Raw genomic sequence first — 3422 nt, 5'->3', positions numbered from 1 at the left:
ATGATAAGCTTAAAGCCAGCTATGAGGCTGCCGTAATTCTCGCTTGTGTCTTTATCTGGCTGCCGCTGATTTGAATTCTATACAGCCCCTAGGTCACAATCTCAATAGCAAATAAGATAAAAAATCCAATAATTATTATTATCATAATTACGGTTATAAAATTCAAAAATAACTTTAATCCCTTTGAGTTAGACGTTGCTGAACTAGGTTTACTAGATACAAAATCATGAATTTTTTCTTTTGTGCCACTAAGTGATATCGAATCTGGAATATTAATGACAACTACTTTGTTTTGTCGTTCTGAACCGTAGTCTTTTCTAGCAGAATCATATAGAGACTCTTCATTCAGTTTACTTTCATACTCAGCCAACGATCTGTCGTACTTACTGCGTTCTATAGGGTTGGACAATGCGGCATAGGCTTCATTAAATTGCTGCATGATTTGATCAGCATTTGGATGGTTATTTCTATCGGGATGGTACTTTTGCGATAAAGACTTAAAAGCAGCTCGTATGACTTCCGGAGATGCATTTCTAGATACCATCAAAGTGTCATAGTGCGTATGAAGGCTATTCATAGTTAAATGATCTCATTAAGTTAATAATGCTAAATTAAGTATCCGTGACTACTCACCATAAATTTTGACGCCATTGGCAAAGCTGCAACGCTGGATACGAGCAGACTGAATAATCGCATCACGCTCGCCGTACAGACGTGATAACTTCGCATCGCGAGCTTTGGTGTTGTTGCTTTTACCCACACCAAAGCTGATATTAGGAGAAATCCCCCAACGCCCTGCAGAAACGCCAACCCCGACACCTGAAGCAGATAGAGTGGATTGCTCGTTGCGCGCCGCATTTACATAACGATTGACACGGGTATATTCTTGGTTAAGCGCTTGGCAATCATAGCTTTGATAAGTACTTGGTGCTACGTATTGCGGGGTAATATTACCCGTAGAAGCACAGCCTGAGAGACCGAAAATGCCAGCTGTTGCTAGTAATGTGGCGGCAGTGAGAGTTTTCATAATGGCTCCATTAGGCTAAGTGGTTGTATTTGTATACATTTAAGATAGCAAAAGTAACGAGATTAAGATATTAAAAATATAGCGATGACTCAGTCTTTTTTAAGGTTAACAACCGAGAAATTGATATCATTAAAATACTCTATATTTATCAAAATAGGTGCTTATCAAAATAGGTTTGCAGGCTTGGCAAAGGCGAGTATCACGATACCAATATACGCCACAGCGGCAATGAGGATGCCTGTTTTCCTTTGGGTAGGCGTCGCATCATTGTTAAAGGCTTTTATACTCGAGCTAATGGCCGCAACGAGTAAGATAATCTTGGCAAACACCCATTGTACAGGTGCATTGGCGCTCATTAGTTGCATCAGCATGACTGCCCCTGACACGATAACTAAAGCGTAAATAACATGGGTCGCTATTTTCACTGCCCGTGGCGCTTGTCTGTTGCTGCTTAAAACCAAATAGCTTTGGTATACAAACAGCACAATGATTAGTACTGCCATAAGCATATGTAAATGTTTCATCGAATATCATTTCCTCTAAAGATGCAGTTATTTAGCTTATTGATTGTCTTTAATTTTAGCTGCCTAAAATATAGCTACTTAACCTTGGTTTTGTCCAGCGCATAACGGGCTATCAGGGCTTTGACCTTGCCACTCTGTGGGTGTATAGGCATGGATAGCCAAAGCATGAATTTGACCGCCTTGTGAGGTCAATAATGAATTTGCCAGACCATATACCAGCTGATGACGCGCAACCAATCTTTTGCCTTCAAAGGTGTCACTAACAATAACCAGTTTAAAGTGGCTTTCTTTGCCTTCAAAGTAACCCGCGTGATTCATTGATTCATTAGTCAGTTCGATATGCTGCGGTTGTAAATCTTGTAGCTGATTATTAAGGGCGTCGGCGGTAGGTGTAGTGGTCATAACAATCCTTTATAGTTTTATGCTTTAAAATCTTTATGAATGTATCAAATGGTCTTAGCCATTTATTGATGGCAAGTTGCGGTCATTATAACAGACCTTCATATCTAAGCTGTGTTATACAGCGTTGAATTAATCTAGTACTAAAGTACATCTTTAAAGCATAAAAAAGCAGAACACAATATGGAATCTGTGCTCTGCTATTAGTACTTAATCTTATCAGTGCTTCACTAAAAATTAGCCATTAACGACGTGCTTTTTGGTATAACGGCATCACTTTTGGCAGCAAAGATTGTATTTGTGCAATGCGGTTACCGCTGGTTGGGTGAGTACTTAAGAATTGTGGCGGCTCACCTTGGCTGGCGCGCTGCATTTTTTGCCATAAGCTAACAGCGGCTTGTGGGTTGTATCCTGCGCGTGCCATTAGCTCAAGACCAATTTGGTCGGCTTCGGCTTCTTGGGTACGACTGTGTGGACGGCTTAGGCCCAAATCGCCAGCGACGTTTGCAAGGTCGGCTTGACCTTGTGATAAACCAAAGATACTAGCGGCGACACCAATACCGGTTTGAGTGGCATATTCACGCGAAAGACGTTCACGTGAGTGCTCGCGTAGGGCGTGAGACATTTCATGGCCCATAATTGCCGCGATCTCATCATCGGTCAAGTTCAACCGATCGATGATGCCTGAATAAAACATAATCTTACCACCTGGCATAACGAAAGCATTTAGCTCATTAGACTTAATGGTGTGTACTTCCCACTGCCATTTTGCCGCATCAGGGCGATACACCCCAACTTGACCGATCAGGCGGTTAGATATCTTTTTGAGACGGTTTAGCTGAGCTTTATTGTTATCAAGCACTCCACGCGACTTGGCTTCTTGAATATTTTTATTATAACTTTGCGCCGATAGTTGCTGTACCTGCTCGCTAGAAACTAGCAGTAGTTGTTGGCGATCAACACCAACGGCGCCAGTACTGGTCGTACTAGTACAGCCGGTTAGGGTTAACGCCGACAATGAAGCGGCCATCACGGTGGTGGTTAGCAGTTTTTTCATAATAAACATCCTCGCTGTAAATGATAAAAGTAAAGTCGAACAAAACCAATATTAAACCGTAGATGAAAGGATAGCTTATTATTTAAATTCTACTACCACCTACCGATCTACTTAAACAGTAAAATTTCATCTGAACTGTCAGTAGGCATAAGTATAGTGAGGTTAACGAGTGAAAACCAATGCAGGAAAAGTAACAATACGCAGTAGGATTGTAAGTAATGTTCGTTCATTCAGTCTTTAAGAAACATCAGATTAATGTGCTTTCTATATTTTTAGTTCTATATACCCCACTCTCAACTTGAAATAAGCAATTCAAACTGAAGAGGCGGGTTACCAAGTTTTTTGTTGAGTACAAAGCATAGATTATGAGACAGAATCTTACGAATCAATCGATGAGACAAATGCCATAAATCTC

5 protein-coding genes and 1 pseudogene are annotated in these 3422 nt (G+C 40.8%); all 6 read right to left on the bottom strand.

Annotated features, from left to right (window positions below; translation table 11 throughout):
* Nucleotides 1-88 precede the first annotated feature (88 nt).
* Entirely contained in the window at nt 89-577 is a 489-nt protein-coding gene (locus EI161_RS13695) for a J domain-containing protein (RefSeq protein WP_192524880.1), read from the bottom strand.
* Between the two features lie 48 nt (nt 578-625).
* On the bottom strand, nt 626-1027 hold the full coding sequence (locus EI161_RS13690) for a hypothetical protein (RefSeq protein ID WP_192524879.1): 402 nt from the start codon (nt 1025-1027) through the stop codon (nt 626-628).
* Nucleotides 1028-1191: 164 nt separating this feature from the next.
* The gene (locus tag EI161_RS13685) at nt 1192-1551 is read right to left on the bottom strand and encodes a SirB2 family protein (protein WP_192524878.1); all 360 of its coding nucleotides are present in this window, start codon (nt 1549-1551) and stop codon (nt 1192-1194) included.
* A 78-nt stretch (nt 1552-1629) separates the two neighbouring features.
* Nucleotides 1630-1953 carry a BolA family protein gene (locus EI161_RS13680; protein ID WP_192524877.1) on the bottom strand — a complete coding sequence of 108 codons (324 nt, stop codon included), beginning with the start codon at nt 1951-1953 and terminating at the stop codon, nt 1630-1632.
* Nucleotides 1954-2194: 241 nt separating this feature from the next.
* Nucleotides 2195-3007, bottom strand: a complete 813-nt coding sequence (locus tag EI161_RS13675) for a M48 family metallopeptidase (RefSeq protein WP_192524876.1) — start codon at nt 3005-3007, stop codon at nt 2195-2197.
* A gap of 293 nt (nt 3008-3300) precedes the next feature.
* Nucleotides 3301-3422, bottom strand: a pseudogene (locus EI161_RS13670) (IS982 family transposase); the annotation flags it as partial.

This window comes from Psychrobacter sp. FME5, assembly GCF_014861375.1.
Taxonomy (GTDB): domain Bacteria; phylum Pseudomonadota; class Gammaproteobacteria; order Pseudomonadales; family Moraxellaceae; genus Psychrobacter.
Note: the sequence above shows the minus strand (reverse complement) of the source record. Positions and strands in the feature narration are given on the sequence as shown.

Excerpts from the sequence above, each read along its gene's own strand:
- EI161_RS13695 (WP_192524880.1), bottom strand. The coding sequence starts at position 577 with ATGAATAGCCTTCATACGCACTATGACACTTTGATGGTATCTAGAAAT.
- EI161_RS13690 (WP_192524879.1), bottom strand. The coding sequence starts at position 1,027 with ATGAAAACTCTCACTGCCGCCACATTACTAGCAACAGCTGGCATTTTC.
- EI161_RS13685 (WP_192524878.1), bottom strand. The coding sequence starts at position 1,551 with ATGAAACATTTACATATGCTTATGGCAGTACTAATCATTGTGCTGTTT.
- EI161_RS13680 (WP_192524877.1), bottom strand. The coding sequence starts at position 1,953 with ATGACCACTACACCTACCGCCGACGCCCTTAATAATCAGCTACAAGAT.
- EI161_RS13675 (WP_192524876.1), bottom strand. The coding sequence starts at position 3,007 with ATGAAAAAACTGCTAACCACCACCGTGATGGCCGCTTCATTGTCGGCG.